The organism is Streptomyces sp. NPDC028635, from assembly GCF_040637635.1.
Classification (GTDB): Bacteria; Actinomycetota; Actinomycetes; order Streptomycetales; family Streptomycetaceae; genus Streptomyces.
The window spans coordinates 1-26,200 of sequence record NZ_JBEZWX010000057.1 but is presented as its reverse complement, the minus strand read 5'-3'; the positions used below and the strand labels follow the sequence as shown (position 1 = coordinate 26,200).

Sequence of the window (26,200 nt, the reverse complement as noted above, 5' to 3'; positions counted from 1 at the left end):
TCCGCCGCGGCACTCCCGGCCATCAGCGGCGGATCAGGCCCAGGTCCGAGGCGACCGCGACCGCGGCGGTGCGCGAGTCCACGCCGAGCTTGGCGTACACCCGCGCCAGGTGCGACTTCACGGTCCCCTCGGTGAGGTGCAGCCGCCCGGCCACGGCCTGGTTCGACAACCCGTCGGCCACCAGACCCAGCACCTCCGTCTCGCGCCGCGTCAACGACGTCCCCGGTGTGCGCAGCCGGTGCAGCAGCCGGTCCGCGACCGCCGGGGCCAGTGCCGTGCGGCCGGCCGCCGCGGTGCGCACGGCCGCGGCCAGTTCCTCGGGCCGCGCGTCCTTCAGCAGATAGCCGGTGGCCCCGGCCTCGATGGCGGGCAGGGTGTCGGCGTCGGAGTCGTAGGTGGTGACGATGACGACGCGCGGCGCACCCGGTCGCGCCGTGATCGCGGCGGTGGCCTCGGCGCCGTTCATGCCGCCCTTGAACTGCAGATCCATCAGCACCACGTCGATGTCCCCGCCGGCCGCCCGTACGACGGCCTCCTCGGCGGTGGCGGCCTCGGCCACCACGGCGAGACCGGGTTCCGTCTCCAGGACGGCGCGCAGCCCGGCCCGCACCACGGGGTGGTCGTCGGCCAGCAGCAGGCGGATGGGGGCGTCGGTCACGGGCGGGCCTCGGGCTCGGAGTCGGCGGACGGGGGCAGCGGCAGCCTCACGCCGAGGGCGGTACCCCGCCCCGGCGCGGACGTCAGGGAGAAGGTGCCGCCCAGGTCCTGCACCCGCGCCCGCACGGCGGCGAGACCGAACCCGCCGCCCTCGGGGTCGGGGACGGACACCAGCCGCGGGTCGAAACCGGTGCCGTCGTCGACGACGTCCAGGATCACCTCGCCGTCGAGGCGGCCGAGCGTGAGGTCGACACGGGTGGCGCCGGCGTGGCGCACGGTGTTGGACACGGCGGACTGGGCGATCCGCAGCAACGCCACCTCGTGCCCGGTGGGCAGCGGCCCGGGTGTGCCGGTGCGGTGCAGGTGCGCGGCGAGCGGATGGCGCGCCGACGTGGTGACGCACAGCCGCTCCAGGGCGTCGGCGAGCGTGCTGCCGTCCAGCGCCGGCGGGGCGAGCGCGGCGACGAAACGCCGGGCCTCGGCGAGGTTGTCCACCGCGGCCTGCCGGGCCTGCTCCACATGACCCGCGGCGACCTCCACGGCGCCGGGCAGCGCCCGCCCGGCCGCGGTCAGCAGCAGCTGGATGCTGGACAGGCCCTGGGCCAGGGTGTCGTGGATCTCGCGGGCCAGCCGCTCCCGCTCGGCCAGCACCCCGGCCGTGTGCTCGGCGGCGGCCAGGCCGGCACGCGTCGCGGTCAGCTCCTCGATCAGCCTGCGCCGCTGCTCGCTCTCCCGGTACAGGGCCTGATAGCCCCACACCACGGCCACCGCCACGGCCGCGCCGAGCGCCGGACCGATCGCCATCGCGGGGCCGAACGAGCCCTGGTGTGCGGCGTATCCGGCGATCGCGGCCGCCGCGGTCGCCGCGACGGCGGCCGGACCCGTACGCCGGGGCAGCAGATGGAGCTGCAGGAAGTACAGCGGGAACGCCAGCCACACCGCGTCCGCGCTCACCGCCAGCAACCCCAGCCACACGACCCCGACGGCGCCCAGCCAGACCGCGGCCGCCCGGCGCGAGAGCCGCACGCGCGGCAGCAGGGGACCGGCGGCGTAGACGAGCCCGCAGAGAGCGGCGACGGCGGTGACCGCCGCGGCACGGGGGCTGCCCGAGGTGACGGCCCGGACGGCGGCCAGCGCGAGCAGCCCGACGACCAGCAGATGCAGGCACCAGGTCAGGACCCGGGTGGTCGGGGTGGTCAGGGGTGGGGTGGCGGCGGTCACGGCCCTTGCGCAGAGATTCACGGTGCTCACGGATCAGGGAGGTCTCGGGGCCACCTTACGGTCCGCCCGCCGGGCGCCGCCTCTGTCGAAAGGTGCAAGCACCCCCACACCTTTCGGCCCGAGAAGTGCCCTCCCCGGCCGGATGCCCGCGCACCGGTCCGCGGGAGACGGTGGGGCCGTTCCCCTTCATCCTCCTGTTCACCCTCCTGGAAAGGCCTGGCCGCAGCCGTGTTCGTCGCCTGGCGGGACCTCCGCTTCGCCAAAGGGCGGTTCGCCCTCATGGGTACCGTCATCGTGCTGATCACCCTGCTGGTCGGCCTGCTGTCCGGACTGACAGCGGGCCTGAGCCGGCAGAGCACCTCAGCGATCACCTCTCTTCCCGCCGACCGCATCGCCTTCGACGCCCCGGCCGGCGGCCGCGACCTGTCGTACACCGACTCCACCGTCACCGAGGAGCAGTGGCGGCGCTGGGCCGCCACGCCCGGTGTCACGCGTGCCGAACCGCTCGGCATCACCCCGGCCAAGGCCACCGCGGGGACGCGCAGCGCCGGGGTGTCCGTCTTCGGCGTGCTGCCCGGCTCCGCCCTCGCACCGGACGGCGGCCGCATCGACGACCGCTCGGCGGTGCTGTCGACCGGGGCCGCCGACGATCTCGGTGTCCAGGCCGGCGACACGCTCACGCTCGCCGGGCACCGGCTGACGGTGGCCGCCGTCCGAGGGGACGCGTCGTTCAGCCACACGCCGGTCGTGTGGACCAGTCTGGGCACCTGGCGCGGCACCGCACCCCCCAGCGGGGGCGCCGGTGCGACCGCGACGGTGATCGCCCTGACCACGGCGCCCGGCGCCGACCTGAGGGCCGCCGACGCCCGGGCCCGCACCGAGACCGTGTCCAAGGACGCCTCCCTGGCGGCGATCGGCTCCTACACCTCCGAGAACGGCTCCCTGCAACTGATGCGCGCTTTCCTGTTCGGCATCTCCGCGCTGGTCGTCGGCGCCTTCTTCACCGTGTGGACCATCCAGCGCAGCGGCGACATCGCCGTCCTCAAGGCCCTCGGCGCCTCCACCGCCACGCTGCTGAAGGACGCGCTCGGGCAGGCGGTCGCCGTGCTGAGCGGCGGCACCCTCGTCGGCACGGCCCTCGCCGCCGCCGTGGGCGCCCTGGTCGCCGGGCGCGCGGTGCCGTTCGTCCTCACGCCCTCGACGGTGCTCGTGCCCGCCGGTGTCCTGGTCGTGCTCGGTGCGCTCGGCGCCGCGCTCGCCGTCCGCCGTATCACCTCCGTCGATCCGCTGACCGCCCTGGGGAACGCCCGATGAGCCTGCATCTCGCCGACATCACCCTCACCTACCCCGACGGTGAGCGCCGCCTGACCGCCCTGGACCGCGTCGGCCTCAGCGTGCCGAAGGGCAGCCTGACCGCCGTGGTCGGCCCCTCCGGCTCCGGCAAGTCCAGCCTGCTGGCCGTCGCGGCCACCCTGCTGACCCCGGACCACGGCACGGTCACCGTCGACGGAACCGTCACCACCGGCCTGTCCCGCGCGGAGCTGACCGCACTGCGGCGGCGGCGGATCGGCCTGGTGTTCCAGCAGCCCAGCCTCCTGCCCTCACTGACCGCGGTGGAGCAGCTCCAGGTCATGGCGCATCTCGCCGGCCGCCGTCCCGGCGCGGCGCGCGGGAGGGCACTGGAGCTGCTGGACGCCGTCGGTCTGTCCGGGCAGGCCGCGCGCCGCCCGCACCAGCTCTCCGGCGGCCAGCGCCAACGCGTCGCCATCGCCCGCGCGTTGATGAACGAGCCGACGGTCCTGCTGGTCGACGAGCCCACCAGCGCGCTGGACCGGGCACGCGGCGCCGCCGTGATCGACCTGCTCACCCGGCTGACCCGCGAACGGGCCACGGCCACCGTCCTGGTCACCCACGACCCCACTCATCTGGCCCATGCCGACCAGGTCGTGGAGGTCCGCGACGGACGGTTGCGGGACACCACGCGCACGTGAACCCGTCGTGCCCGCCACACGGCCGTCCCGGTCGCCGGTGTGCTGCGTCTCATCGCCGCCGTGCGCGCGGCGGCCGTGTGCGCCGTGGCCCCGAGACGGCCCGGCACCGAGGCACGCCGAGCCTGGTCGCCGGGCGGCGCCGCGGAAACCTCGTCGGGCCCGGGACGTACGGATCTCAGGCGTGGTCCACCACCGCGAGCCCGGCGAGCAGCCCCACGACGGCCGGCCCGGCCACGGCGCAGACGATCAGCACCAGCCGGCCCGTCAGGATGCCCGCCGAGGCCGGACCGTGTCCCTCGCCGCCGGACCGCCGGACCGCCGGCCGCGGAAGCGGCCCACATGGCCGGCCGGGACGCCGGACGGTGCCATGGCGTCGCGTCGGTCAGAGGTCGAACTCGTGCGGCGGCAGGTCCAGCGCGTAGCACGCCTCGCGGACCACGGCCTGCTCGTCCTTGTCGAAGTCGCCGTCGGCGCCGCCGATGACGATGCCGATCTGGATGACGGCGCGCGCCTCGGCGGGCTTCTTCTTCGCCTTGGCGACCTCCTGCAACACGCTGACCTTACCGAAGGCGAAGTCGGCGGTCAGCTTGTTCAGATTGTCCTCGAACCGGCGGCGCAGGTCGTCCGCCGGGAAGTTCTGCAGCACCTCGTTGGTGCCGATGAGCTGCGCCACCCGCTGGCGCTCCGAGGGGTCGACGGTGCCGTCGGCGGCCGCGACGAGCGCGCACATCGCCATGCTGGCGTCGCGGAAGGCACCGCTCTTCAGGTCGTTCTTCTTCGCCACGAGCTGCGTCTGCATCTGCGACGCCGAGTCCTTGATGCGGTCCCACAGGGCCATGCCGACTCCATACGAGTAGTGAGCTGTCCCCGGCCGGGGAGCGGCCGGAGCTGCCGTGAACTTCTACAACGCTGTAGAAACTATCAGGAGGGGAAGGAGCAGGTCGCGCCGCTTCCCCTCCTGGATACGAACGGCGGCCCCGCGTCGTTCCGGCGTCAGTCCTCGCCGTCGTCGCCTTCGTCGTCGTCCTCGAAGAAGTCCCCGATCTCGTCAACGACTTCGGCCGCGACCATGCCGCCCACGACACCGACCGCGAGACCGGCGGCCCCCGCGGCGACGGCGGTGCCGATGCCGGGGCCCGAGTGGTGACCGGTGTGGTGGTGCACGTCGTGCCCCGGGGCGTACCCCGCGGGAATGCCGTGTGCGGGTCGCTGCTCGACGAGCCGGCGGATCCAGCCGTCGACCTCCGCGTTCCAGTCGCGCACGTCGTGGTGGCCGACGGTGTACCGGGCGAGCGCGTCGTGGCCCGAGGAGAACAACCCGCCGCGCTTGTCGGCCTCCAGGACGACTTCCACCCCGGCCGGACCGGCCAGGAAGGTGACCTCGACCTCGTTCACCGCTTGGGCGTACTGCGGGGCCGGTGTCAGCTCGATCTCCTGGTAGAAGGGCAGTTGCTGCCCCGTGCCGCCGATGTGGCCCCGTTCGAGGTCGGCCGATCGGAAGGCGAAGCCCAGTTGACCGAAGGCCTCCAGGATCGCCTCCTGGGCGGGCAGCGGGGCGACGGCGAGCGGATCCAGGTCGCCCCTGTCCCGCGCTCCGTCCACTGCCAGCTCCGTGCGGACACCGAGGACGACGCCCAGCCCCTGGCCGTACAGCTCGGTGACCGGTGTCTCCCACGGCAGCACCAGGCTGAAGGGCACGCTGCGCACCTCTTCGGCCCCCAGCCGGAAGCCGCCCCCGACGGTGCGGCGCTCGAAGGCGACCATGCCCTCGCTCTCGCCGTCGGCGTGCTCGGTCTCGACCCGGGCCACCAGCTCCAGGGTGAGGTGCTCGACGGTCGACTCGGCATTGCCGCCCCGCAGGTGGACCTGCCCCGACAGGGCCGAGCCGGGCCGGAAGGGCCCGGGGTCGAGAACGGTGTCGACGGTGGGGCCGCCCACACCGAGTGAACCGAGCAGTCGCTTGAACACCATCGTGGCGTTCACTCCTTCTTGTGCGTCCGTGCGTTCCTGGCCGGCACGTTTCTACAGGCGAGTAGAAGAATACGACGCGCGAGCCGGCGTGCGGACGCCATCTGAGGGCGCGTCATACGAACGGCTGGAAAACGACGAGGACGCGCCGAGGGGTGCGCAGGACCGAGCCTGCGCACCCCTGGGCCGGCCGAATCAGGAGCCGACGGTGATCTGCTGGGCGGGATCGGTCGTGTCGGCCACGGCGTAGGCCAGGTTGACGGTGGAGGTCGTGGCGCTGGTCGGGCAGCCGAACGTGCCGGTGACGGTCACGGGTACGACAGCGTTGGTGAAGGCCAGGCCGGAGGGTGCGCCGTTGGTCCAGGTGCCCGCGATGGGCGCCGGGCCGCTCGGCGCGGAGGTGATGGTGCAGGTGGCCAGGCCGCTGGTTTTGACGACCAGACCGCCCTGCGGGACGGTCAGGGTCGCGGTGCTCGGCGCGCCGTTCTGGACGGCGATGCCCCACGTGCCGCTGGTGGTGACCGTGGGGGTGACGCCGGGCAGGCTGGACGTGCACGAACTGAACGCGGGAGCGGCGAGGGTGGAGGACACCGGGCCGGCGTCGTTGTGGTTGGCGGGCGCGGCGGGGACCTGACCGGTCGTGGAGGAGACCGAACAGGTGAGCGTCACGGTGCCGGCCTTGAACGTGGCCTTGCCGGAGAGCGTGGCCTTGTAGGCGTGCCCGGCCGGGGTGACCGTGGTCGACCCGGCGGCGGTCTGCGCCTCGGCGGCCGGACCGGCGAGCAGCAGCGCGGCGGTTGCCGCGCCGCCGGTGGCGATGGCGAGGAGCGTGCGGACACTGTGGGGAGGTGTCATGGTGTGGATCCCTTTCCGTGCGAATCGGCTGACGGGACGGGAACGGTCGGTGCGACGGGGTGCACGGTGGCGCCTGTGGGGGGTGGCGTACCGGGGGCGCCCGGACGGGACCGGGCGGCGGGGGCGGAACCGGCGGACTCACCGGAAGCGGTGGAGCCGGCGGACTCGCCGTGATCGAGGGACGCGGCGGACTCGGGGGCGGTGTCCGTGTCCTGAACCGGCTGCCAGGCGAAGATCATCGAGCCGCCGACGATGCCGAGGACGGTGCCGAACAGGAATCCGCCGAGGTTGGACATGACGAGGGCGGCGACGGCCAGCAGTACGGTCAGGACGCCCGCCAGGCCACGGTGGTGCGGGGCGATCCACGCGGACAGGCCCAGCACGACCATGACCAGGCCGAGCAGGACGGACGGCAGCCCGGCGACGCCCTGTTCGAGCATGACCTTGAGCGGGGCGAGCGGGAGGACGCAGATCTCGCTCCCGGCGACGACGGTGGCCAGACCGCCCCAGAAGGGCCGGCTGCGGCGCCAGGTGCGCCACGCGTGCCGGCTCAGAAACATTCCTTCTTCCCCTTGGCGATCTTCATCTTGAGCCCGGACAGCTTGAACGTGCCGGCGTTGGCGGCCCATGCCACCTGCCTGAGGTTGTCGATCTGCATGTCGTCGGCCTGCTGCGAGAAGGCGTCCTGCATGCCCTGCGCGCCCTCGGGCCCCTTGTCGAGGGTGGAGGCGTCGCGGCCGATCTCGATGGTGTGGAAGGTGGCGTTGCCCTCCAGCTGGGTGGCGTCGAGGAAGAGGTTCTCGGCTTCGACGGGGGTGTCACCGGCACCGGCGGTCAGGGTGAGCGAGATGTTGCCGAGCACGGGGAGCTTGGTGACCACCGACTGGCACAGATTGTTGATCTTCGCTGTGCGGATGCCGACGGTCGCGACCGGGAGCAGGTCGCCTCGGGCGTTGGCGTCGATGTTGCCGTACTGGGCGAACCCCTGGCCGGTGAGGCTGTCGGCGGACACCTTGAACTGCTGGCCCGAGACGGCGAACGAGGCGGCGACGGCGCCCTGCGCCAGCGCGATGCCGAGCGCGGCGGTGGCCGCACAGCCGGGAACGGCGAGCAGCGCGAACCGCCGCCACCTGATCCGGCCGACCACCTGTCTGCCTTGCTGGTCTTTCATCCTCTGGGTCCTTTCGGTGCGGGTGCGGCACACGGCGCCCGGGTGGCGAGAGGGGTGAGGGACCGGCGGCACGAGCGAGGGCACGCGAAGGCCGAGAGGACGGTCGCGCCGCAGGCAGTGCGGACTTACTGACGAGTCAGGTTAAAGGCGCCAGCGGCCGTTGGCATAGTTGCCGGAGGAACGCGGTTTCGGTCATGTTTCCGCACGGCGAAAACGCGCTGAACGGCCGACTGGGGCCGCTCAGCGCGTGGTTGCTCGCTCGGGTGACCATGGCCGGTTCGCCGCCGCGCGGACCGGCCGGGTATGCGCTTGCGTCAGCCGCGCGTGGCGAGGGCCTCGCCGACGATCTCCTCGACGGCCGGCAGTGCCGCCTCGCGGTCCTCGGGCACCACTCCGATCCGGGTACGGCGGTCGAGGACGTCCGCGGCGTCGAGCGCGCCCTCGTGGCGCACGGCCCACACGAGTTCGGCACCGGTGACCGGGTGGCCGGGCACGACGGGTTCGCCCAGCCGTGGGTCGTGTGCGGTCAGGGCCTGAACGGCGGCGGCCTCGGTGCCGTACCGCTGGACGAGACGGCGTGGCGCGGGCAGCGTGCCGAGCCGGGCCGGGGCGGCGGCGCCGACCAGCGGCAGTGCGGCGGTGGGGGAGGGGCCGGCGGTCAGCCGGTGGTTGGCGACGGCGCGGTCGACGGCGTCCTCGGCCATGCGCCGGTAGGTGGTGAGCTTGCCGCCGACGATGGTGACGACACCGTCGGCGGAGGTCAGGACCGCGTGCCGGCGGGAGATGTCGGAGGTCCTGGCCGACGAGCCGTCACCGGCGGTGTCCAGCAGGGGACGCAGCCCCGCGAAGGCTCCCACGACGTCGTCGCGGTGCAGCGGGGTGTCCAGCGCGGAGCCGAGGATGTCGAGCAGGAAGCCGATGTCCGTCTCCGGAACCTCCGGCACGTCCGGCACCGGCCCCTCGACGGGTTCGTCGGTGAGGCCGACGTAGACCCGGCCGTCGCCCTGCGGCAGGACGAGGACGAAGCGGTTGGTCTCGCCGGGGACGGGGATGTGCAGGCCGGCCGGCAGCGGCCCCAGGCGGTCGGCGCGCAGTACCAGGTGGGTGCCGCGCGAGGGGCGGATCCGGATGCCGTCGACCAGGCCGTCCGCCCACACGCCGGTCGCGTTGATCACCGCGCGGGCGCGCAGGAAGCCTTCCTCGCCGGTCAGTTCGTCGCGCACCCGGGCGCCCGCGCCGGAGAGCTCCAGGGCTCGTACCCGGGTCAGCACGCGCGCGCCGTGCGCCGCCGCGGTGCGGGCCAGCGCGGTGACCAGGCGGGCGTCGTCCGTGAGCTTGCCGTCCCAGGAGAGCAGGCCGCCGCGTAGTCCCTGGGAGCGCAGGCCGGGGGCGAGTGTGCGGGTCTCCACCGCCGACAGGCGGCGCGGCGCCGGCAGTGTGCCGCGGGCCGTGCGCGCGGCCAGCCGCAGTGCGTCACCGGCCCGGAACCCGGCCCACGCCAGCGCCGCCTGGCCACGTGACACCAGCGGCGTCAGCGGCAGGACGAACGGCTGGGCGCGCACCAGGTGCGGCGCGGTGCGCTCCATCAGCACGCCGCGTTCCACGGCACTCTCGTGTGCCACGTCGAACTGCGCGGAGGCGAGGTAGCGCAGGCCGCCGTGGATGAGCTTGGAACTCCAGCGCGAGGTGCCGAAGGCCAGGTCGTGGGCGTCGACGGCGGCGACCGTCAGCCCCCGGGCGGCCGCGTCCAGGGCGACTCCGGCGCCGGTGGCGCCGAGCCCGACGACCAGGACGTCCACCGGCTCGGCGCCGACGGTCGTGGCGAGTTCACGGGTGCGGCGGGCGGCGGACAGGGACGAGCCGGGGTGCGGGGCGTCGGTGCTCCGGGTGCTCTTGGCGCTCATGGCGTGAGGGTCCTCTCCAGAAGGGTCCGCAACTCCCCGAGCAGGGCGGCGGCGTCGAGGTCCGGGTCGTCCTCGTCGGTCATCGTCCGCAGCGACAGCGTGAACGACTGGACGACGAGCAGCAGGGCGCGCGCCTGGCGTTCGGGGTGGCCGGCGCGGACCGAGCCGTCGGCGTGGCCGTCGCGCACGCCGTCGGACAGCAGGGCCAGCAGAGCCTCCTGGCTCGCGCCGCGCCGGTCCAGGACGTACGGCAGGAGCAGTTCCGGATCGACGTCGACGATCTTGGTGAAGAGCGGGTGGGCGCGGAAGGCCTCGACGCCGTGCACCAGCCCGTCGACGATGAGTCGGCGCGCGCTGCGGCCCGGCTCCCGCTGCGGCATGGCGGCGGTCGCCACGCCGACCCACTCGCGCGTCATCAGGTCGCCGACCAGGGAGCGCACATCGGGCCAGCGCCGGTACAGCGTCATCCGGGAGACGCCCGCGCGGCGCGCCACGTCGGTCAGGGTCGTGCGGCGGACGCCGACGGCCAGAACGCAGTCGCGTACCGCGTCGAGCACCGGATCGTTGTCCCCATCGTTGTGACGAATAGGCGTCATGTGTCACAGTGTAACGCCCGCGCCGCGGTGACCGCCCCACCGGCGTCCCTCGCCGCGGCGATTCGACGCCGACCCGGGCCGACAGATCGATGGATCGACAGATCGATGGATCGAGAGGTCAATCGACCGACAGATGAGGACAAGCGCCGTGGACATGCTGTGGAACGGCTGGGGCGACCCGGCCAAGGCGGCACCGCTGCCCGAGCCGGTGATCGGCCTGCTGCGCGAGATGCTGGGCGTCAAGCCCCGCGAGGCCGAACCGCCGGGCCTGGCGGACATCGCCGTCCCCGGCTCGCCGCTCGAACCGGCCGTACTGCGGGAGCTGGCCACCGCCGTCGGCGGCGAGGATCACGTCCGCACCGACGCCGAGACCCGGCTGCGGCACACCCGCGGCAAGTCCACCCCCGACCTGCTGCGCATCCGTGCCGCCGACGTCACCGACGTCCCCGCCGCGGTCGTCCTGCCGGCCGGACACGACGACGTCGTCGCCGTCCTGCGCGTCTGCGCCGGTCACCGGCTGCCCGTCGTCCCGTTCGGCGGCGGCACCTCCGTCGTCGGCGGCCTCGCCCCCGGGCGGCAGGGTCCCTTCGTCGCCCTCGACCTGCGCCGCATGGACCAGCTGCTCGACATCGACGCCGTCTCCCGCACGGCCACCCTGCAGCCCGGCCTGCGCGCCCCGCACGCCGAAGCCCTGCTGGCCGAGCACGGGTTCACCCTCGGCCACTTCCCCCAGTCCTACGAGTGGGCCACCATCGGCGGCTTCGCCGCAGCACGCTCCAGCGGACAGGCGTCCGCCGGGTACGGCCGCTTCGACGACATGGTGCTGGGCCTCACCCTCGCCACCCCCGAGGGCACCCTCGACGTGGGCCGCGCTCCCCGTTCGGCCGCCGGACCCGACCTGCGCCAGCTCGTCCTCGGCTCCGAGGGCGCCTTCGGCGTGATCACCTCCGTCACCGTGCGCCTGCGCCCCGTGCCGCCGGTCCGCCGCTACGAGGGCTGGCGCTTCGCCTCCTTCGCACAGGGCGGCGAGGCCCTGCGCCGCCTCGCCCAGGACGGGCCGCGCCCCACAGTGCTGCGGCTGTCCGACGAGACGGAGACCCTCATCGGCCTCGCCCAGCCCGACGCGATCGGCGCGAACGGCCTGCCCGGTGATGCCGGCTGCCTGGCGATCGTCGGCTTCGAGGGCACCGAGGAGGACACCGCGCACCGCCGCGAGGGCGCCGCGACCGTCCTCACCGAACTCGGCGGCACCTGCCTCGGCGCGGAACCGGGGGAGCGCTGGGCGCACGGCCGCTACTCCGCCCCGTACCTGCGCGACTCCCTCCTCGACGCCGGCGCGTTCGCCGAGACGCTGGAGACCGCCGCCTTCTGGTCGCGCATCCCCGGCCTGTACGCCGCCGTACGCGACGCGCTCACGGCGACGCTGACCGAGGCCGGCACCCCGCCCCTGGTGATGTGCCACATCTCGCACGTCTACGACAACGGCGCCTCGCTGTACTTCACCGTCGTCTCCGCGCAGGGCGAGGGCGACCCCGTGGCGCACTGGACGCGGGCCAAGCACGCCGCCAACGAGGCGATCCTCGCCGCCGGCGGCACGATCAGCCACCATCACGGTGTGGGCAACGACCACCGTGACTGGTACGTACGGGAGGCCGGCCCGCTCGGCGTGGCGGCCCTGCAGGCGGTCAAACGGCGACTGGACCCGGACGGACTGCTCAACCCCGGTGTCCTGCTGCCGACCGACTGACCCCCTTCCGGCCGACCCCTCGGTCACATCCCCCCGGCCCGCCCGCTCGACCGCCCCGGAGGCTCACCCATGCGACAGTTCACCGCCGTCGTCAACCCCACCGCGGGCGGCTCGACCGCCGCGGCCGCGTTGCTGCGGGTCGCCCACACGCTGCGGGCGGCCGGGGCCGAACTGGACACCGAGTACAGCCGCAGTCTGGCCCACGCCCAGGACATCGCCCGCCGCGCCGGTGAAGCCGGCCGGGTCGTCCTCGCCGTCGGCGGCGACGGCATCGCCGGCGGCGTAGGCGGCGCCCTCAGCGGCACCGGCTCGGTGCTCGGGCTGGTCCCCGCCGGCCGGGGCAACGACTTCGCCCGCGCCCTCGGCCTGCCGGCCGAACCCGACGCCCTCGCACGGCTGCTGCTGGAGGGCGAGCCGCGGCCGGTGGACACCATCGAGGTCGAGTCCGCCGTCCATCCCAGCACGGTCGTGCTGGGCAGCGTGTACGCGGGTGTCGACGCGCTCGCCAACCGCCACGCCAACCACGCCCGCCTCCTGCGCGGCTCCGCCTCCTACTACGCCGGCGGGCTGCGCGCGGTGACCACCTGGCGGGCGGCGAACTACCGCGTCACCGTGGACGGTACGGAGCACACCCACCGCGGTTACACGGTCGTCGCCGCCAACTCCCCCTACTACGGCTCCGGCCGCATGATCGCCCCCGGCGCCCGCGTCGACGACGGCCTCCTGGACGTCGTCATGATCGAGCACGCCCCCCGCCGGCTCTTCTTCGCCCTGATGAACGAACTGTCCACCGGCGCCCACGTGTCCCGCCCCCAGGTGCGGGTGGTGCGCGGCCGGGAGATCCGCATCGAGGCCGACCGCGCGGTGCCCTACGGCGCCGACGGCGAGGTGGACGCGGTCCTGCCCGTCACGGCGCGCGTGCTTCCCGGGGCGCTGCGCGTCCTGTACTGACGTGTGAGCCGCCCCGCCGTCGCAGGATCACCTCCGTTCCTGATCATCAAGCCCATCGCGTCGGCCGCCGCGCCGACGCGGGACTCGCTCAGGGGCGCCTTTCCCGGTGAGGGTTGGTGACCCGCCTCCCGCCGGGCGTCTCGTCGATCGCGCCGGGCCACAGACGCCTAGGGTGGGGCCCATGTACACGACCCGGCTCTCCCGGCACGTCCGCGCTCCCCGTTCCTCCGTCTACCGGGCCCTGCTGGACGCGGACGCGATCGCTCGGTGGCGGGTGCCGGCCGGGATGACCAGCCGGGTCCATGAGTTCGACGCCCGCCCGGGGGGACGCTTCCGTGTCTCCCTCACCTACGACGCTCCCGCGAGCGAGGGCAAGTCCGCCGCGCACACCGACACCTACCACGGCCACTTCGCCGAACTGGTCCCCGACGAGAAGGTCGTCGAGGTGCTGGAGTTCGAGACGGACGACCCCGCTCTGCGCGGGCGCATGACGATGACGACCACGCTCACCGACGCGCAGGACGGTGGCACGCACGTGCTCGTCCTGCACGAGGGCATCCCCGACGCCGTGCGCCCCGAGGACAACGAGACCGGCACCCGCATGGCGCTCGACCAGCTCGCCCGCCTCGTCGAAGCGGGCGGTGAACCGCCCTCTGGCCAACGCGCGTAGACCTCGGGCATCATCTCCCTGCACCACCTGCACAGTCACCTCACAGGACGCATGACTTCTCGCAGGGAGGTTCCACGTGAAGCGCGTGAAAACACTCATGGGGCTGCGGATCAGATCGATCCTCACCGCCCTCGCCCTCGTCATCGCCCCCGGCGCCGTCGTCCTCGGCACCGCAGGAGACGCGTTCGCCGTCACCAAGATCAGTCACGCCACCGCCACGTCGATGTTCCGCGAGGTCGGCATCACCTGGTCGTCCTCCGGCAACTGCTCCGACCGCAACAACCCGACCTGTACGTCCTTCGACCAGCTCAACCTCGCCACCGCGCAGGGCGCCCAGACCCTGAAGCGGGCCAGCGGATGCGCGCTCAACATCACCGGCGGCACCGAGACCGGGCACGCGTCCGGGACGTACTCGCACTGGAACGGCTACAAGCTCGACTACAGCAAGTACACCTGCGTCGGGAACTACATCAAGAACACCTTCACCTACATCGGCCTGCGCGGTGACGGCGCCCCGCAGTGGAAGTCCGGCTCCGGCAACATCTACGCCGACGAGGGCAGCCACTGGGACGTCCTCTACTACAACTGCGGCGGCTGCTGACCCGCCTGAGCCCCGGCGCCGTACCGGCCGGGGCTCACCCCTCGCATGGCTGCCGAGCCGACCCGGGCAGCCGCCCGGGCCCGCGACACAGGTGACCCCTCGCCACGCCGGAACCGGGCCCTGCCCCGCGCCCTCGCCGGGCAAGCCGCTTGACCGACACTCAGTCTGCCGCCGGTGCGCCGATCACCACGGCGCCCGCGAAATCGGCGAGTGTGATGCTGTTCTCGACGTCCGGGCCGGATGCGAAGTGGAGGGTCTGCCGCACCCGTACGACCCGGCCCACCCTGTCGATCCACGCGTCGGTGTCGATCGCGGTGGCGGAGTGCAGATGGCGCCCGACGACCGCGTCGACCGTCTCGATGTCCTCGGCGGTGAGACGGGCCGACACCCGGATGTTCTCGTCGCCCTGCCGCACCGAGCCGCCGTGCCCGAGCATCAGCCGCACGTACCGCGGAAGCCGGTCCGTGGGAATGCCGCCCTTGGCCGCCGACGCGGGGAACTCCTGCCATCTGCCGTGCGCGCCGGCGGCACGCCGGTACACCTTCTGCCGGGTGATCACGACATCCTCGGTGTACTGCTCGGTCGTCTCTCTGGCACGCCCGCTCAACGGCGCGTTGAGGTTGATCCGACCGGTCATGAGCTGCAGTCGTCTGGACTCCGACTGCGTGACGGCTGTCATCGCGGCCGAGTAAGGGGCGTCATCGGCTGCGGCGAGCCGGTCGAGGACCACCTGCCGACCGGTGTCCGCGACCGCGTCCGAGCCCGGGGCGCAAGCCGACAGCGTCAGTCCTGCGAGTGCCACAACCAGTGCTGCGGTCCGGTGGTGCATCACGTGTGAGTCCTCTGCGTACGAGGCCCGGCAGGGAGTGTCGGGGCCGCAAGTGCATGCCGGTCCGATCATTCCCTGCCACCGGGAAGCAGGTGGCGTGCGGGGCAGGGACCGTGATCTCCCGTCTGCGAGAGGGTTACGAAAGCGATCCCTGCGCCCGTACAACCAGCCAGAGGGGTCACTTGTGAACGACGGTGCGGCCCTCTGTGACCCACAGGCCGGCCGGGACCGGGGTGCACTTCGTCGCGCGGGCGGGCTTGGTGGGGTCCACCAGGTCGGCGCCGGCCCAGCCGACCCGGCGCTCGCCCTGCTGGTCGGCCGGGTAGAAGGTGAGCCCCGTCTCGGGGTGCCAGCCGGCGGGCCCGGTGGTCGGCGACCCGTCGACCGGGGTGGCCGTGGCCGTGTCGACCGGCCCGGTGACGGTGACGGCACCGCCGTCCAGGGTCAGGCAGTCGACGTCGAACTCGACCCGTATCGTGCCCTTGCCGATGAACACGTGCTCGACGACGGCGTGCCCGCGGGCGTGACCGCCGACGGCCCGCGCGTCCACCCGGGCGGTGAGCCGCTCGCCGGGGTTGGCGCCGGGGCCGTGCTCGTTCAGCAGGGTCCAGCTGTGCACGGCCAGGTGCTCGGCGGGCACCCGGGGCGTTGCGGCGGCGGCGGTCGTGGCGGTGCCGGTCAACAGGGCGGTGGCCGCGGTACCGAGAGCCACGGCGGCGGTGAGCTTACGCATGGTCAGTTCTCCATGAGGACGAGGGAGTCGGGCGATCACCCGCTGCCTCAAAACTCCCACCTCACCCGCGCCCGGGGCCTCACCCGCACGGATGGACCGCCTCCGCCGGGCGGCGGAGGCCCTGTCATCCGCCCGTCTCAACGGCCTGCCGTCGCCTGCCCGGCCGCCGGTGTCACCGGCGGAGCCCCCGCGTCACCGCTCCGCGGCCGGCGCCGACACGGTCGCCAGGAACCGCTCCCGGTCGACGACCGCCCGGTCGATCTCGCCGGTCGCGACCAGGTTGCCCGAGCCGTCGACGGCCTGCACGGCGAAGGTCAGACGCCGGCCGTCCGCCGTGGACGGCGGCTGCGCGGTGACCTCGACCGCCTCACCCACCTGTGACGCCCGCAGGTGCCGGATCCGTACCGCCGTGCCCACGGTCGTACGGCCCGCCCCGGTGAAGGGCGCGGCGGCCTCCATCGTCGCCGCCTCCATCCACGCGATCAGCCGTGGCGTGGCGAGGACGGGCACATCACCGCTGCCCACCGCCGTCGCGGTGTCGGACTCGGTCACCTCATGGCGCATACCGCCACGCTATCGCGAACGCCCGGGCCGAGCCGCGCACACTGCCCGGCCGTACAGCACCGCACACTGCCCGGCCGTACAGCACCGCACACGGCCGAGCCGTGACCGCCCTCGGGGTGGCATGGGCGGAGAGAGCTCCACGAGCCCCGCATCCGCCCAGCTCAGCCCCCAGATAAGCGGCGCCTATCAGGTGATCGAAAACCCCTCTTTGACACCGATTCGGCCACGGGACGAAGCTGCCGGTCGGTCATCGCGCAGTCGGCAGGAAGAGCGGACGACACCATGAGCGGTATCGAGGACCCGGGCGACGATCTGTCGGTCACCCCGCCGAAGCGCTGGGCGACGGGCATGCCCGCGGTGACCCACGCGCTGGAGTACTCCCTGGAGCAGACCTCCGTGCGGCGCACCGCGCTGACCCTGCTGAACATCAACCAGGCCAAGGGGTTCGACTGCCCCGGATGCGCCTGGCCGGAGCCCGCGCCGGGCAAGCGCCACCGCAACGAGTACTGCGAGAACGGCGCCAAGCACATCGCCGACGAGGCCACCACACGCCGGGTCACCGCCGACTTCTTCCGCCGCCACTCGATCGCCGAGCTGGACGGGAAGTCCGACTACTGGCTCAACCAGCAGGGCCGGCTGACCGAACCCATGGTCAAGCGGCCCGGCGCGCAGCACTACGAGCCGATCGGCTGGGACGAGGCGCTCGGCCTGCTCGCGCGGGAACTGCGGGGCCTGGACTCACCGGACGAGGCCCTCTTCTACACCTCGGGACGGCTGAACAACGAAGCAGCGTTCCTGCTGCAGCTCTTCGCGCGCGCACTCGGCACGAACAACCTGCCCGACTGCTCCAACATGTGCCACGAGTCCAGTGGCTCGGCCCTGCAGGAGACCCTCGGCATCGGCAAGGGCAGTGTCTCGCTGGACGACATCCACCAGGCCGACCTGGTCTTCGTCGTGGGGCAGAACCCGGGGACCAACCACCCGCGGATGCTCACCGCGCTGGAGGAGACCAAGCGGGGCGGCGGCCGGGTCGTGGCGGTCAACCCGCTGCCCGAGGCCGGACTGATCCGCTTCAAGCACCCGCAGAAGGCGCGCGGGATCATCGGCCGGGGCACCGCGATCGCCGACCGGTTCCTGCAGATCCGCCCCGGCGGCGACCTCGCCCTCTTCCAGGCGCTCAACCGGCTGCTCCTGGAGGCGGAGGACGCGGCCCCGGGCTCCGTGCTCGACCACACCTTCATCGACACCCACACCACCGGCTTCACCGACTTCGCGGAGCACGCGCGCAAGACCGCCTGGGACGACGTCCTCGCCGCGACCGGGCTCACCCGCGAGGAGATCGAGGACGTGCACGACCTCGTCCTGCGCAGCGAGAAGATCATCGTCTGCTGGGCGATGGGACTGACCCAGCACAAGCACGGCGTGCCCACCATCCGCGAGGTCGTCAACTTCCTTCTGCTGCGCGGCAACATCGGCCGGCCGGGCGCGGGCGTGTGCCCGGTGCGCGGGCACAGCAACGTGCAGGGCGACCGCACGATGGGCATCTGGGAGCGGATGCCGCAGTCCTTCCTCGACGCCCTGGGCCGCGAGTTCGGCTTCACCGCGCCGAGCCGGCACGGGCTGGACTCGGTGGACGCGATCCGGGCCATGCGCGACGGCCGGGCGAAGCTCTTCCTCGGCGTGGCGGGCAACTTCGTCCGGGCCACGCCGGACAGCCGGGTCGCCGAGGAGGCCATGCGCAACTGCCGCCTCACCGCGCACATCTCCACCAAGCTCAATCGCTCGCACACGGTGTGCGGTGAGACGGCGCTCATCCTGCCCACCCTCGGTCGAAGCGACCGCGACATCCAGGCGACCGGCGAGCAGTTCGTCACCGTCGAGGACTCCATGAGCGAGGTGCACGCCTCCCGCGGGCGCCTGGCGCCGGCCTCACCGCACCTGCTCAGTGAGGTCGCGATCATCAGCCGGCTGGCCCGCCGTACCCTCGGCGACACCCCGGACATCCCCTGGGAGGAGTTCGAGGCGGACTACGGCACCGTCCGCGACCGCATCGCCCGGGTCGTCCCCGGCTTCGAGGACTTCAACGCCCGCGTGGCCGGGCCCGGCGGCTTCCGCCTGCCCAACCCCGTCAACCAGGGCGTGTTCCGCACGCCGAGCGGCAAGGCCGTCTTCACCTGCAACGAGTTCACCATGCCGCACGTGCCGGAGGGGCACCTGCTGCTGCAGACGCTGCGTTCCCACGACCAGTGGAACACCGTCCCGTACGCGATGAACGACCGCTACCGCGGTATCCACAGCGCGCGCCGCGTCGTCCTCGTCAACCCCGACGACCTGACCGCTCTGGGCCTGGCCGACCGGGACCTGGTGGACCTGGTGACCGTCTGGCACGACGGGGTGGCACGCCGGGCGGAGGACTTCCGCGTCGTCGCCTACCCCACCCCCCGCGGCTCCGCGGCCTCCTACTATCCCGAGACCAACGTCCTCGTCCCGCTGGACAGCGTCGCCGACATCAGCAACACGCCCACCTCCAAGGCCGTCCTGGTCCGCCTCGAACCCGCGGGGGCGCGCCCCGGCACCGCGGACGGAACGGAGCCGTCGTGGGACGCGTGACCGCTCGGCGCAAGGTGCTGCGCATCCGTGACGGCGTGGCTGCGTGGCGTCCGGACACCCTCGCCGCCGAGGAGCCGATGGAGATCCGGGTGGGCGGGCGTCCCCTCGCCGTCACCATGCGCACACCGGGCGACGACTTCGACCTCGCCGCCGGATTCCTGGTGAGCGAAGGTGTGCTGCACGCCGCCGCGGACGTCACCGCGATCCGCTACTGCGCCGGCGCCACCGCGGACGGCGGCAACACCTACAACGTGGTGGACGTGTCCCTGGCGCCGGGCGTGCCCGCCCCCGACGCCTCACTGGAGCGCAACTTCTACACCACCTCCTCCTGCGGCCTGTGCGGCAAGGCCGGGCTGGACGCGGTGCGCACATCGGCCGCCTGGACCGTGTCCGGTGACCCGCTGCGCATCGGCCCGGACCTGCCGGCTCGGTTGCCCGGCAGGCTGCGGGCGGCGCAGAAGGTGTTCGACAGCACCGGCGGCCTGCACGCCGCGGGCCTGTTCAGCGCCGACGGAGACCTGCTGTGCCTGCGTGAGGACGTGGGCCGGCACAACGCCGTGGACAAGGTCGTCGGACACGCGCTGCGCGCCGGACTGCTGCCCCTGCGCGGACACGTGCTGATGGTCAGCGGCCGGGCCTCGTTCGAACTCGTGCAGAAGGCGGTGATGGCCGGCATCCCGATGCTCGCGGCCGTCTCCGCGCCCTCCTCGCTCGCCGTGGACCTGGCCGAGGAGAGCGGTCTGACCCTGGTCGGCTTCCTGCGCGGCGAGTCCATGAACGTCTACGCCGGAGCCGGGCGCCTGGCGCAGCTGTGCTCATGACCGGCCGGGATCGGCGGGCAGGCGTTCCAGGGCGGCGGCGACATCGGTCCGCCGGGCGATGTCGAGGAGGGCCCGCGCCATCACCGACCCCGGCTCCCGGGCCATGACGACCAGCCCGACCGGCACCGTCCGGGCCGGCTCGACCAGCGGCACCGCCCGCATCCCGTACGGCACGCCGAAGACGTGCAGCCAGGCATGCGCCACGATGCTCGCCCACCGGCCCGTCCTGACATGGGCGAACAGCGCGGCCACCGAGTCGGTCTCGACCCGGGGCGAGGGCTGGGTCCCGGCCTCGGCGAACTGCTCGTCGAGCACCCGGCGTCCCTGCATCGACGGGTTCAGCAGACACAGCGGCAGCCGGGACGCCTCCGCCCACGTCGCGGTCGTGCGCCGGGCCAGGGCGTCGGCCGCCGTGAGCAGCAGGACGTAGCGCTCCTCGTACAGCGGCACGGAGTGGAACTGTTCCGGCAGTGGGTCGCGCACATAGGTGAGACCCGCGTCGATCTCGAAGTTCTGCAGTTGCCGCAGGATGTCCACCGACTGCAGGTCAGCGATCACCTCCACCGTGGTCAGCGGATGCGCCGCGCAGAACGGGTCCGTCAGCAGCGAGGCGGCTCCCGACGCGGTCGGCACGGAACCGATCCGCATCCGCCCGCTCAGCCCGCTGCGCAGGGCGCCGGCCTCGTCCTTGAGGGCGTCGCGGTCGGCCAGGACGCGCTGCGCCCAGACGACGATGCGCTCACCCTCGGGGGTGAGGCCCTCGAACTTGCGTCCGCGCCGCACCAGCGGCACGTCGAGTTCCTCCTCCAGCTTGCGGATGGCCTCCGACAGGGCGGGCTGGGAGACGTAGCAGGCCTGGGCGGCACGGGCGAAATGACGTTCCCGGGAGAGGGCCACCAGGTACTCGAGTTGACGAAACAGCACGTCCTCGGTCTACCCGACGCCTCCCCGGAACGCCAATCAGCCGCTCGGCGCCGCGTCCGTGCTCGCCTCCGCGCTGCCCACACCGACGGCCCGGGCCGGGGCCGGCGCGAGCGGTGGAGGGGTGTCAGGGCCCGGAGTATGGTGAGTACGGGTACGCCAGTGACCTGTGTGTTCTCCGTTCATGACGTGGGAGGTCACCATGTCGTCCAAGCGACGCCGCAAGAAGAAGGCCCGCCGCGGTCACGCCGCCAACCACGGGAAGCGCCCGCAGTGCTGACGATGCGTCAGCTCTCCTGCCGGGCCTCCTGCTCGGCCGCCTTCGTGTCCGCCCCGGTCGTTACGGGTGCGGCCTCGGAGGCGGTGTAGAACACCGACGTGCCCTGCTTGGAACGCTGGGCGTGGTTGCGGGCGACGAGGCTTTCGAGCGTGGTGCGCACGACCGTCGTCTTGATGCTGCGCTCCGGATGCGCCTTGCCGAGCGCCTCGGCGATCTCCGCCGCCGAGCGCGGCTCGTTCTGCTCCGTGAGGTGCTGACGGACGAGGTCGACGAGCTTCGGCGCACCGCCGCCCGCCGGTGTCCGGGCGGCCGACTTCTTGGCCGCTTGCTTCTTCGCCGTGCCGCGGGTCGCCGTCGCCGTGCCGCGCGTCGCCGCCTCGGCCGCCCCCGCCGTCTTGGTCGCCTTCGCCGTCTTCGCCGTCCTGGCCGACTTGGTGGACTTCGCGGTGGTCGCCCGCGTCCGCTTGCTCGCGGCGGGCTTGCGGCTTCCCGCCGTGCGCGGGGCGGGCACGACGACCGCCTCGGACGTGTTCTCGGGCGTCACCTGCTCCGTCGCCGCCCGCGCCTCGTCGGCGGCCGAAGCGCCCTGGAGTGCCTGGTGCATGTTCTGCAGCACCGCGAAGTCGTGCTGCAGCGCGGCGAGCTGCTCCTGCAGCGCGGTGATCTCGCCGCTGATGCGCTCGCGCTCCTTGGTGTTGTGCTCCAGGTCGCTCGTCACCTGGGCGAGGTACTGGGAGGTGAGTTCGGTGGCGGACACACTGCTGTCGGACATGGTGTCGGTTCTCCCTAGGTTTCCTGCGGTGTCACAGCAGGTCTCCCGCCGTGTCACAGCGCGATCAGTTGGGACACAGCATGGGGGGACGGCTCCCCACCCTGCAAGGCCCTCGCCCGAGTCATGATTGTCGTGGTAACGGCTGCCCACACGTCACGAGGTGACTCCTCATGACGACCACACCCACCCCGCGATGACATCGGCGGTCGTCGTCATGCGGCTCGTCACGGGACGCCGACATGCTCGCCACCTCATCGGAACCCGCCCGGGCCCGGGCGCCCACGGCATGTGTGCGCCCGGGCGCCCGCCGCATGTGCGGTGCCGGGGTGGGGTGCAGTCGGCGCTGCGCGCCGCCCGCACCCCACCCCGGCATGCTGCCGCTACGACTGCCGCTCGCGCAGCGCCTTACAGATACGGCCGGGTGATCAGCTCGATCGCATGACCGGCGGGGTCCTTGAAGTAGACGCCCCGCCCACCGTGTTCGTGGTTGATCTCGCCGGGGCGCTGCATCCGGGGATCGGCCCAGTGCTCGACGCCGCGCTCGCACAGCCGCCGGTACGCCCGGTCGAAGAGCGCGTCGTCGATCAGGAACGCGTAGTGCTGCATCTGGATCTCCACCGGCGGCTCGGCGAACTGGAGCAGCACGCCGTCGGGGAGCTGGATGTTGGTGAACGGACCCCAGGACGGCGCGGGCGGCACCTCCAGCAGCTCGCGGAAGAAGCGAGCGGATTCCTCACGGTCCTTGGCGGCGATGATGGTGTGGTTGAAGCTGACGGACATGTTTCGGCAGACCTCGTGATTCATACGGAACGGATGGGTGCTCGTGGTTCACGAGCACGGGAGGTCCGCGTGCCGAGGTGTGGGGGTGCCTGTCGGGCACCCGCGGTGGGATCAGCTCTCCACCGGATCGCCGATCCGTGCATGGCGTAGAGCCGGTCCGGTGTTCACGTCCCGGACCCTACGCGATCACCGGGCGTGCCCACAACACGGTTACAGCCATGGCCGGTTCGGCAGCGGGCTCGTTACCCGCCGGCGGAGCACGGTCCGGCAGGGGGAGCACCGCGAGCAGTGCACCGGCAGCCGGCTGCCGCCCTCCATCGGCCGTCAGCCCGCCTCCCGTCGCACCGTGACGGTCACCTCCCGCCCCGGCGCGGCCGGCAGCCATGCCCGGCCGGGGGCCGTGCGCACCACTGTCGCGTCGGCGGTGATGTGCCAGCCGCCGCCGGGCAGGGACAGCTCGGTCAGCCGCGAGCCGTGCCGTGCGGCGCGGTAGACCAGCCGGTACACACCCGCCGCGGGGTCGTAGGACGCGGAGCGCACTGTGCCGGCCACGCTCGCCGCGTACGGCTCGGCGGTCAGTTCCTTGTTGACGCGGAAGGCGCCGGAGGCGTCGAGTGCGCAGTAGCCGCCGCCGTAGCACCACACATAGCCCGCCCAGCCGGAGCTGTAGCGGGACAGGGAGGCCAGCGCGTCGCCGTAGAAGCGCCGCATGTGCGGCAGCGAGTTGTTCAGCGGCCCCCACTCGCCCACCACGACCGGCACCTTGTACTGCTTCGGGTACGCGACGACGGCCCGCTCGTACGCCTCGATCCATCCGGCGCCGGGGTCGTAGTCGGCGCCGGCCTCCATGGCGGTGTTGTAGAAGTGCGGGGCGTACACCACCTTCGGGTCGTCGATCCGCCCGAGACCGGTCGGCACACCCTCGCCGACGATGGGCGTGGGCTCGACGAAGACCCAGCCGTCGCGGTCGGCCGAACGCACCGCGTCGGCGAGGCGGTTGTACATCGGGGTGAGCTGCTCCCGCTCGATGCGGCCGGCCGCCGCGGGCAGGTCCTCGCCCGCCTTCAGCTCGCCCATCGGCTCGTTGATCAGGTCGTAGCCGATCACCGCCGGGTGGTGGGCGAAGCGGCGGGCGAGCACCCGCCACGCGTCGGCCTGGGCGCGGCGCAGGTCGGGGTCGTCGTAGAGGTGGGTGAAGGCGCGCTGGACGGCGGGCTCGAAGTACTCGGCGAACCAGTCGCCGGGATGCGGGGTGAAGGGCAGCCCGTCGGTCCTGGTCGCCCACTCGGGGATGCCCCGGTGGCCGAACGCGGGCCCGAACACGTCCTGGTGGGCGTCGATCACCACCTTGATGTCATAGCGCCCGGCCCAGTCCAGGATGCGCCGGATCTTCCGCAGGTACGGCTCGCTGTACCGGCCGGGCCGTGGCTCCAGGTCGTCCCAGAAGACCAGCAGCCGGGCGAAGTCGAACCCGTGGGCGCGCAGGTCGCGGAAGTGCCGTTCGGTGATGGCGGACAGCGCCTTCTCGCCCTGGTTCGTCTTGTCCTCGACGTTCCATCCGCGCAGCGTGAGCACCCGTCCCTGCCGGTCGGTGAGGTGCGGGACGCCCGGCTCCGCCTGCCGGGCCGGGGCGGCGGGGGATCGGGGAGCATGGTCCGGGAGGATGGCGGGGGACCGGTGAGCACGGTCCGGGAGGGTGGCGGGGGTCAGCAGCGCGGCCGCAACCACGCTCGCCGTCAGGGTCGTTCGCAGCACGGGCACCTCCGGGGTCGGTGACGCACGGAGCCGCGAAGCGGAACTTGAGACTCCCTCAACTTTACTCCGCAGAGGTATTCCCAAACGCGGCTACCGGCCAGTAAATACCGTGGGTAACCCCACGTCCAGGAGGTGTCATGAGACGCTCCGGGTACCGCATCCGGTGGACCGTCACCACCCTCGCCGCCCTGCTCGGCCTGGCGACGGCCACCCTTCCCGCCACCGCGACCGCCGCCGAAGGCGCCCCGCGGCCGGCGTCCGCCGGCCCGCTGTCCGCCACCCCGCTCCCGCCCGGTCTGGAGGCCGTCCGGGCCGCGGAGGCCACACAGCTCTACGGCGATCCGGCCGAACGGCCGCTCGCCGACCGCAAGACCGCCCTGATCTCCCTCGGTGACAGCGAGATCTCCGGCGAGGGCGTCGGCACCTACGAGACGCCCACCAACGGCCCCGACAACTGGTGCCACCGCTCACCCGACGCCGCCATCCACCGCACGGGCATCCCCGCCGACCTCACCTACAACGTCGCCTGCTCCGGCGCCTACACCGGCAACATCAGGATCGGCGGCGGCAAGCAGTACGCCGACGAACTCGTCCAGAGCGACAACCTCGCCGTCAAGGCGCGCAACACCCGCATCAAGATGGTGCTGCTGGTCGCGGGCGCCAACGACGACCTGCAGTTCGGCCCCGTCATGACGGACTGCGTCGAGCGCTACCTGCTCTCCCAGGGCCCCTGCGAGCCGAAGTACGCCCCGGGCTGGCAGGCCCGCGTCGACGCCCTGGTGCCCAAGGTCGAGCAGACCGTCCGCGACCTGAAGTCCGTGATGCGCGACGCCGGTTACGCCGACGGTGACTACAAGCTCGTCCTGATGAGCTACCCCAGCCCCATCGGCCCCGACTTCCGCGACAACCCCGGCTTCGGCACCAAGCTCGCCTGCGGTGGCCTCGGTTACGACTCCGACACCGTCTGGGGCCGCAACACCGCCGTCCCCGCCTTCGAGCGCGGCATCCGCAAGGCGGCGGCCGACACCGGCGCCTTCTACCTGGACGACTCCCGCCTGTTCCACGGCCACGAGGTGTGCACGGAGAACACCTGGGCCCGCGGTCTGTTCATCGACGTGTCCAAGCCCGGCCTGCCCGACGAGAACTCCGTGCGGCAGTCCTTCCACCCCAACGCCCGCGGCCACGCCGCCTTCGCCGCCTGCCTCACCCGCTTCTACGCCGCCGGCCTGCGCGAGGCGTCCTGCGCCGACGTCGACTCCTCCGGCACGCCGACGCTCTTCCCCTTCGCCTGGGACGACGTCTACGCCCCGGTGCGCAACGAGGCCACCGGCACCTGCATGGACGTCACGGCCTCGCAGAGCGCGAACAACACCGGTGTGCTCGGCTGGGACTGCACCGGCAACCGCAACCAGCACTGGTGGTACGACGCCGCCCGGCAGACCTACCACACCGAACTCACCCAGGACCGCTGTCTGGACGTCCCCGGTGCCCAGTACCGCGCGGGTGCCGCGCTGATCGTGTGGAACTGCTCCGGCGCGGCGAACCAGAAGTTCGTCCGCGACGGCGCCACGATCCGCCCGGCCGCCGCGACGGGCCTGTGCCTGGCCCAGTCGGCACCGCGCGAGCCGCTGCGGCTGCAGAACTGCGACGGCTCCGCGAGCCAGCGGTTCACCTCCTGAGCCCCGTCGCGCCATCCCGGCCGGCCGGGGCGGGGGGGGGGGGGGGGCGCCCGCCGCCCCCCCCCCCCCCGCCCCCCCCCCCCCCCAGCCCAGGCCGCGGCCGGCGCGGGGCGGGCGGGCGGGC

At 73.0% G+C, this 26,200-nt stretch carries 25 protein-coding genes; 9 read left to right on the top strand and 16 right to left on the bottom strand.

What is annotated here, in order from left to right:
* Positions 1 to 22: 22 nt before the first annotated feature.
* Together AB0E88_RS33615 and AB0E88_RS33610 are read right to left on the bottom strand one after the other, a co-directional pair.
* The gene (locus AB0E88_RS33615; RefSeq protein ID WP_361638494.1) at positions 23 to 658 is read right to left on the bottom strand and encodes a response regulator transcription factor; all 636 of its coding nucleotides are present in this window, start codon (positions 656 to 658) and stop codon (positions 23 to 25) included.
* Positions 655 to 1,878 carry a sensor histidine kinase gene (locus AB0E88_RS33610; protein WP_361638492.1) on the bottom strand — a complete coding sequence of 408 codons (1,224 nt, stop codon included), beginning with the start codon at positions 1,876 to 1,878 and terminating at the stop codon, positions 655 to 657. The genes AB0E88_RS33615 and AB0E88_RS33610 overlap by 4 nt, the downstream gene beginning before the upstream one ends.
* A gap of 228 nt (positions 1,879 to 2,106) precedes the next feature.
* On the opposite strand from AB0E88_RS33610, the gene AB0E88_RS33605 reads away from it, so the two are divergent.
* Positions 2,107 to 3,192, top strand: coding sequence for an ABC transporter permease (locus AB0E88_RS33605; RefSeq protein WP_361638491.1), 1,086 nt, complete (start codon positions 2,107 to 2,109; stop codon positions 3,190 to 3,192).
* Positions 3,189 to 3,869, top strand: a complete 681-nt coding sequence (locus AB0E88_RS33600) for an ABC transporter ATP-binding protein (protein WP_361638489.1) — start codon at positions 3,189 to 3,191, stop codon at positions 3,867 to 3,869. Before AB0E88_RS33605 ends, AB0E88_RS33600 begins: the two co-directional genes overlap by 4 nt.
* Before the next feature lie 382 nt (positions 3,870 to 4,251).
* Here AB0E88_RS33600 and AB0E88_RS33595 read toward each other — a convergent pair whose 3' ends face one another.
* The 7 genes from AB0E88_RS33595 to AB0E88_RS33565 form a co-directional block, all read right to left on the bottom strand.
* A complete protein-coding gene (locus AB0E88_RS33595) occupies positions 4,252 to 4,707 on the bottom strand; it encodes a TerB family tellurite resistance protein (RefSeq protein ID WP_361638487.1) in 456 nt (151 codons plus the stop codon).
* Between the two features lie 155 nt (positions 4,708 to 4,862).
* Positions 4,863 to 5,840 carry a sporulation protein gene (locus AB0E88_RS33590; protein WP_361638485.1) on the bottom strand — a complete coding sequence of 326 codons (978 nt, stop codon included), beginning with the start codon at positions 5,838 to 5,840 and terminating at the stop codon, positions 4,863 to 4,865.
* Positions 5,841 to 6,032: 192 nt separating this feature from the next.
* Positions 6,033 to 6,692, bottom strand: a complete 660-nt coding sequence (locus AB0E88_RS33585; RefSeq protein ID WP_361638483.1) for a hypothetical protein — start codon at positions 6,690 to 6,692, stop codon at positions 6,033 to 6,035.
* Entirely contained in the window at positions 6,689 to 7,252 is a 564-nt protein-coding gene (locus AB0E88_RS33580; protein ID WP_361638481.1) for a DUF6114 domain-containing protein, read from the bottom strand. The genes AB0E88_RS33585 and AB0E88_RS33580 overlap by 4 nt, the downstream gene beginning before the upstream one ends.
* A complete protein-coding gene (locus AB0E88_RS33575; RefSeq protein ID WP_361638479.1) occupies positions 7,243 to 7,863 on the bottom strand; it encodes a DUF6230 family protein in 621 nt (206 codons plus the stop codon). Before AB0E88_RS33575 ends, AB0E88_RS33580 begins: the two co-directional genes overlap by 10 nt.
* 314 nt (positions 7,864 to 8,177) lie before the next feature.
* The gene (locus AB0E88_RS33570) at positions 8,178 to 9,767 is read right to left on the bottom strand and encodes a glycerol-3-phosphate dehydrogenase/oxidase (RefSeq protein WP_361638477.1); all 1,590 of its coding nucleotides are present in this window, start codon (positions 9,765 to 9,767) and stop codon (positions 8,178 to 8,180) included.
* A complete protein-coding gene (locus AB0E88_RS33565; protein ID WP_361638476.1) occupies positions 9,764 to 10,363 on the bottom strand; it encodes a TetR/AcrR family transcriptional regulator in 600 nt (199 codons plus the stop codon). Before AB0E88_RS33565 ends, AB0E88_RS33570 begins: the two co-directional genes overlap by 4 nt.
* Before the next feature lie 148 nt (positions 10,364 to 10,511).
* On the opposite strand from AB0E88_RS33565, the gene AB0E88_RS33560 reads away from it, so the two are divergent.
* The 4 genes from AB0E88_RS33560 (at position 10,512) to AB0E88_RS33545 (ending at position 14,332) form a co-directional block, all read left to right on the top strand.
* Positions 10,512 to 12,110, top strand: coding sequence for an FAD-binding oxidoreductase (locus AB0E88_RS33560; protein ID WP_361638513.1), 1,599 nt, complete (start codon positions 10,512 to 10,514; stop codon positions 12,108 to 12,110).
* Between the two features lie 69 nt (positions 12,111 to 12,179).
* Positions 12,180 to 13,061: a YegS/Rv2252/BmrU family lipid kinase gene (locus tag AB0E88_RS33555; protein ID WP_361638475.1), complete on the top strand. Its 882-nt coding sequence runs from the start codon at positions 12,180 to 12,182 to the stop codon at positions 13,059 to 13,061.
* Between the two features lie 181 nt (positions 13,062 to 13,242).
* On the top strand, positions 13,243 to 13,731 hold the full coding sequence (locus AB0E88_RS33550; RefSeq protein ID WP_361638474.1) for an SRPBCC family protein: 489 nt from the start codon (positions 13,243 to 13,245) through the stop codon (positions 13,729 to 13,731).
* Positions 13,732 to 13,828: 97 nt separating this feature from the next.
* Positions 13,829 to 14,332, top strand: a complete 504-nt coding sequence (locus tag AB0E88_RS33545) for a hypothetical protein (RefSeq protein WP_361638511.1) — start codon at positions 13,829 to 13,831, stop codon at positions 14,330 to 14,332.
* A 160-nt stretch (positions 14,333 to 14,492) separates the two neighbouring features.
* Here AB0E88_RS33545 and AB0E88_RS33540 read toward each other — a convergent pair whose 3' ends face one another.
* The 3 genes from AB0E88_RS33540 to AB0E88_RS33530 form a co-directional block, all read right to left on the bottom strand.
* Positions 14,493 to 15,011, bottom strand: a complete 519-nt coding sequence (locus tag AB0E88_RS33540) for a hypothetical protein (RefSeq protein ID WP_361638472.1) — start codon at positions 15,009 to 15,011, stop codon at positions 14,493 to 14,495.
* Positions 15,012 to 15,339: 328 nt separating this feature from the next.
* Entirely contained in the window at positions 15,340 to 15,894 is a 555-nt protein-coding gene (locus tag AB0E88_RS33535; RefSeq protein ID WP_361638470.1) for a hypothetical protein, read from the bottom strand.
* A 192-nt stretch (positions 15,895 to 16,086) separates the two neighbouring features.
* Positions 16,087 to 16,458, bottom strand: coding sequence for a hotdog domain-containing protein (locus tag AB0E88_RS33530; RefSeq protein ID WP_361638468.1), 372 nt, complete (start codon positions 16,456 to 16,458; stop codon positions 16,087 to 16,089).
* Between the two features lie 282 nt (positions 16,459 to 16,740).
* Between AB0E88_RS33530 and AB0E88_RS33525 the strand changes: the two genes are divergently transcribed.
* Entirely contained in the window at positions 16,741 to 19,068 is a 2,328-nt protein-coding gene (locus AB0E88_RS33525) for an FdhF/YdeP family oxidoreductase (protein ID WP_361638466.1), read from the top strand.
* On the top strand, positions 19,056 to 19,889 hold the full coding sequence (gene fdhD, locus AB0E88_RS33520) for a formate dehydrogenase accessory sulfurtransferase FdhD (protein ID WP_361638465.1): 834 nt from the start codon (positions 19,056 to 19,058) through the stop codon (positions 19,887 to 19,889). The genes AB0E88_RS33525 and fdhD overlap by 13 nt, the downstream gene beginning before the upstream one ends.
* On the opposite strand, the gene AB0E88_RS33515 is transcribed toward fdhD, so the two are convergent.
* The 4 genes from AB0E88_RS33515 to AB0E88_RS33500 all read right to left on the bottom strand — a co-directional run bounded on the left by AB0E88_RS33515 (position 19,884) and on the right by AB0E88_RS33500 (position 24,397).
* Complete coding sequence (locus tag AB0E88_RS33515; RefSeq protein WP_361638463.1) at positions 19,884 to 20,813, bottom strand: LysR family transcriptional regulator; 930 nt, start codon at positions 20,811 to 20,813, stop codon at positions 19,884 to 19,886. The two genes, fdhD and AB0E88_RS33515, sit on opposite strands and share 6 nt — an antisense overlap.
* A 284-nt stretch (positions 20,814 to 21,097) precedes the next feature.
* Positions 21,098 to 21,862, bottom strand: a complete 765-nt coding sequence (locus AB0E88_RS33510) for a hypothetical protein (RefSeq protein WP_361638461.1) — start codon at positions 21,860 to 21,862, stop codon at positions 21,098 to 21,100.
* A gap of 405 nt (positions 21,863 to 22,267) precedes the next feature.
* A complete protein-coding gene (locus AB0E88_RS33505; protein WP_361638459.1) occupies positions 22,268 to 22,642 on the bottom strand; it encodes a VOC family protein in 375 nt (124 codons plus the stop codon).
* Between the two features lie 324 nt (positions 22,643 to 22,966).
* The gene (locus AB0E88_RS33500; RefSeq protein WP_361638457.1) at positions 22,967 to 24,397 is read right to left on the bottom strand and encodes a cellulase family glycosylhydrolase; all 1,431 of its coding nucleotides are present in this window, start codon (positions 24,395 to 24,397) and stop codon (positions 22,967 to 22,969) included.
* 137 nt (positions 24,398 to 24,534) lie between these two features.
* Here AB0E88_RS33500 and AB0E88_RS33495 point away from each other — a divergent pair, with 137 nt between their 5' ends.
* Positions 24,535 to 26,076 carry a ricin-type beta-trefoil lectin domain protein gene (locus AB0E88_RS33495; RefSeq protein WP_361638455.1) on the top strand — a complete coding sequence of 514 codons (1,542 nt, stop codon included), beginning with the start codon at positions 24,535 to 24,537 and terminating at the stop codon, positions 26,074 to 26,076.
* Positions 26,077 to 26,200 lie beyond the last annotated feature (124 nt).

What these genes read in the sequence shown, in the direction of transcription:
- AB0E88_RS33600 (WP_361638489.1), top strand. Translation starts at nt 3,189, where the DNA reads ATGAGCCTGCATCTCGCCGACATCACCCTCACCTACCCCGACGGTGAG.
- AB0E88_RS33595 (WP_361638487.1), bottom strand. Translation starts at nt 4,707, where the DNA reads ATGGCCCTGTGGGACCGCATCAAGGACTCGGCGTCGCAGATGCAGACG.
- AB0E88_RS33590 (WP_361638485.1), bottom strand. Translation starts at nt 5,840, where the DNA reads ATGGTGTTCAAGCGACTGCTCGGTTCACTCGGTGTGGGCGGCCCCACC.
- AB0E88_RS33585 (WP_361638483.1), bottom strand. Translation starts at nt 6,692, where the DNA reads ATGACACCTCCCCACAGTGTCCGCACGCTCCTCGCCATCGCCACCGGC.
- AB0E88_RS33580 (WP_361638481.1), bottom strand. Translation starts at nt 7,252, where the DNA reads ATGTTTCTGAGCCGGCACGCGTGGCGCACCTGGCGCCGCAGCCGGCCC.
- AB0E88_RS33575 (WP_361638479.1), bottom strand. Translation starts at nt 7,863, where the DNA reads ATGAAAGACCAGCAAGGCAGACAGGTGGTCGGCCGGATCAGGTGGCGG.
- AB0E88_RS33570 (WP_361638477.1), bottom strand. Translation starts at nt 9,767, where the DNA reads ATGAGCGCCAAGAGCACCCGGAGCACCGACGCCCCGCACCCCGGCTCG.
- AB0E88_RS33565 (WP_361638476.1), bottom strand. Translation starts at nt 10,363, where the DNA reads ATGACGCCTATTCGTCACAACGATGGGGACAACGATCCGGTGCTCGAC.
- AB0E88_RS33555 (WP_361638475.1), top strand. Translation starts at nt 12,180, where the DNA reads ATGCGACAGTTCACCGCCGTCGTCAACCCCACCGCGGGCGGCTCGACC.
- AB0E88_RS33550 (WP_361638474.1), top strand. Translation starts at nt 13,243, where the DNA reads ATGTACACGACCCGGCTCTCCCGGCACGTCCGCGCTCCCCGTTCCTCC.
- AB0E88_RS33545 (WP_361638511.1), top strand. Translation starts at nt 13,829, where the DNA reads ATGGGGCTGCGGATCAGATCGATCCTCACCGCCCTCGCCCTCGTCATC.
- AB0E88_RS33540 (WP_361638472.1), bottom strand. Translation starts at nt 15,011, where the DNA reads ATGACAGCCGTCACGCAGTCGGAGTCCAGACGACTGCAGCTCATGACC.
- AB0E88_RS33535 (WP_361638470.1), bottom strand. Translation starts at nt 15,894, where the DNA reads ATGCGTAAGCTCACCGCCGCCGTGGCTCTCGGTACCGCGGCCACCGCC.
- AB0E88_RS33530 (WP_361638468.1), bottom strand. Translation starts at nt 16,458, where the DNA reads ATGCGCCATGAGGTGACCGAGTCCGACACCGCGACGGCGGTGGGCAGC.
- AB0E88_RS33525 (WP_361638466.1), top strand. Translation starts at nt 16,741, where the DNA reads ATGAGCGGTATCGAGGACCCGGGCGACGATCTGTCGGTCACCCCGCCG.
- AB0E88_RS33510 (WP_361638461.1), bottom strand. Translation starts at nt 21,862, where the DNA reads ATGTCCGACAGCAGTGTGTCCGCCACCGAACTCACCTCCCAGTACCTC.
- AB0E88_RS33505 (WP_361638459.1), bottom strand. Translation starts at nt 22,642, where the DNA reads ATGTCCGTCAGCTTCAACCACACCATCATCGCCGCCAAGGACCGTGAG.
- AB0E88_RS33495 (WP_361638455.1), top strand. Translation starts at nt 24,535, where the DNA reads ATGAGACGCTCCGGGTACCGCATCCGGTGGACCGTCACCACCCTCGCC.